Raw genomic sequence first — 2,637 nt, forward strand, 5'->3', positions numbered from 1 at the left:
CGGCACCGGCGGCCTGAGCGGCGAGGCCCCGGGTGCCGGCCCCGTTGGTCCGGCTCACCAGACGGTCCACCGCCGCCGTGCCCGAGCTGTAGCCGGTCCCCGTGGCCGGCTCGGGCACGGCGGCTCCCCTTCCGGACGTCCCGTAGAGCACCTGTTCCAGGCCGGACACCAGGCGACGCACGTCCACCTGGGGGCGCACCACGAGACGCAGGAAGCGGCTGGAGGAACCGATCTTGTTGCCGCACTCGCGGACCAGGATCCGGTGCTCGGTGAGCATCCGGTCCCGGACGACGGTCCCCTCGGCGCCCAGGGGGAGGCGCACGAAGAGGAAGTTGCCCTGGGAGGGGTAGACCGTGAGTCCGGGCAGCGAGGAGAGCTGGCCGGACATGTCCAAGCGGTCGCGGCGCACCTGGTGCAGGCTCTGGGCGTACTCGGCACCGTGCTCCTTCAGCATGAACACCACGTGCTCGGCGAAGGAGTTGAGGTTCCACTTGGGGAGCATCGACCGCACCCGCCCCGCGAGCGCCGGGTTGGCGACGAGGTAGCCGAAGCGGATGCCGTGCAGGCCGAAGTTCTTGCCGAGGCTGCGCAGCACGATGACGTTCGGCCGCAGCATCGCCTCCTGCACCACGCTCGGCTCCGCCTCCGCGTCGGCGAACTCCAGGAAGGACTCGTCGACCACCACCAGGTCGAGGTCGGCCATCGCGTCCATGAACTGCACGATCGCGTGCTTGTGCAGGAAGCCGCCGTCGGGGTTGTTGGGGTTGCAGATCACCGCCACCCGGGTTTTCCGCGCGCGGACGAACTCCGCGTACTGCGCGAGGTCGAGGGCGAAGCCGCCGGACTCCTGGAGCGGGAACATGTCGACCCGCTTGCCGGTCTCCATGGGCTGGTCGGTCCAGCGGCCGAAGGTCGGGACGGGGACGGCGAGGGACTCGCGGACCAGCAAGTGGTCGATCCAGGTGATGAGTTCCGTCGATCCGTTGCCCATCGCCACGCACTGCGGCGGCAGTCGGAGCAGGCTGCACAGCTCGGCCGTGATGGTGTCGGCGCCGCTCGGGTAGTACGTGAGGATGTCGCGCAGCCGGGCCGCCATCTCCTCGAACATGGCGGGGGTGGGGAAGTACGGGTTGCAGGGGATGCAGAAGTCCACCGGGCCGGCCCCGTCGCTCTCCCGCGTCAGCGCCGCCATCGACGGACTGTGCGCCGCGGTGCTGCGGAACAGCGAGGTGACGTTGCCGGCCAAGGGAACCTCCGTGTGCGGCGGGCCCGCCGGGGCGGTACGGGCCCGTCATGCGTGGGCGGCCCGCGCGGGGGAGCGCGGGCCGCCCATGAGTACGGAGTCGGGCGCGCGGCCGTTCAGCTCATGTGAGGGAAATGTGACGGCGGCGGCTCACGAGCCGAACGAGTGGATCGTCGTCGTCCGGTACGTCTCTCCCGGCCGCAGCACGGTCGACGGGAACGACGGCTGGTTCGGCGAGTCCGGGAAGTGCTGGGTCTCCAGGCACAGTCCGTCGCCCTGCCGGTAGACGCGGCCGCCGGTGCCGACGAGGGTGCCGTCGAGGAAGTTGCCGGAGTAGAACTGCAGGCCCGGCTCGTTGGTGGCGATCCTCAGGGTGCGGCCGGAGGACGGGTCGCGCAGGGTCGCGGCGTGCTCGGGCCGGGCGGTGACGCCCTTGTCGAGCGCCCAGTTGTGGTCGAAGCCCTGCCCGTACAGCACCTGCTGGTGGGCGGTGCGGATGTCCCGGCCGATCGGCTTGGCCCGGCGGAAGTCGAAGGGGGTGCCCGCGACCTTCGCCAGCTCGCCCGTGGGGATCAGCCCCGAGTCGACGGGCGTGTAGCGGGAGGCGGCGATGGACAGCTCGTGGTCGTGGACCGAGCCGCTGCTCTCGCCGGCGAGGTTCCAGTAGACGTGGCTGGTGAGGTTGACGACCGTCGCCTTGTCGGTGGTGGCCTCGTAGTCGATGCGCCAGTCGCCGTCCCGGGTGAGGGTGTAGGTGACCTTCGCCCGCAGCGTGCCCGGGTAGCCCATCTCGCCGTCGACGCTGGTGTGGTGCAGGTACAGGCCGACGTCGGAGCCCCGGGTGAACGGCTCGACGTCCCAGACCCGCTTGTCGAAGCCCTGCGCGCCGCCGTGCAGGCTGTTCTCGCCGTCGTTGACGGAGAGCTGGTACGCCGTGCCGTCGAGGGTGAAGCGGCCCTTGTCGATGCGGTTGCCGTAGCGGCCGATCAGGGCGCCGAAGTAGGGGCTGGAGGCGACGTACTCCTCGAGGGTGTCGAAGCCGAGGGAGACGTTGGCGTACCGGCCGCGGCGGTCGGGGACCTCCAGCGACTGGACGATGCCGCCGTAGGACAGGACCCTCATCCGGGTCCCGCCGTTCTCCAGCGACCAGCTGTGGACCTTGGTGCCGTCCGCCAGCCTGCCGAAGAGCGTCTTCACCGGCCTTCCCCCGCCTCTCGTGCCTCCCGTGCCTCCCGCGGCCTGTGCCGTGCCGGTGCCGGCCGCGGCGGCGGCGATCCCGGCGGCCGCGGCTCCCGCGATGACCGTGCGTCTGTTCAGTTCCATGTGCGGCTCCCGTAACGGAGGGGCCCCGCCGTCCGGCGGGGCCCGAGCTGACCTACGAACCGACCTTGCGC

General features: G+C 71.2%; 2 protein-coding genes. Both read right to left on the reverse strand.

Going from position 1 to position 2,637, the window contains the following annotated elements; all coding sequences use genetic code 11:
• Positions 1-1,246: histidinol-phosphate transaminase (locus RIM90_RS23195; protein ID WP_309062680.1), on the reverse strand; the 1,246-nt coding region annotated here is incomplete at its 3' end.
• Positions 1,247-1,393: 147 nt separating this feature from the next.
• Positions 1,394-2,566 carry an aldose epimerase family protein gene (locus RIM90_RS23200; RefSeq protein WP_309062681.1) on the reverse strand — a complete coding sequence of 391 codons (1,173 nt, stop codon included), beginning with the start codon at positions 2,564-2,566 and terminating at the stop codon, positions 1,394-1,396.
• Positions 2,567-2,637 lie beyond the last annotated feature (71 nt).

The organism is Streptomyces sp., assembly GCF_031181555.1.
Classification (GTDB): domain Bacteria; phylum Actinomycetota; class Actinomycetes; order Streptomycetales; family Streptomycetaceae; genus Streptomyces; species Streptomyces fimbriatus.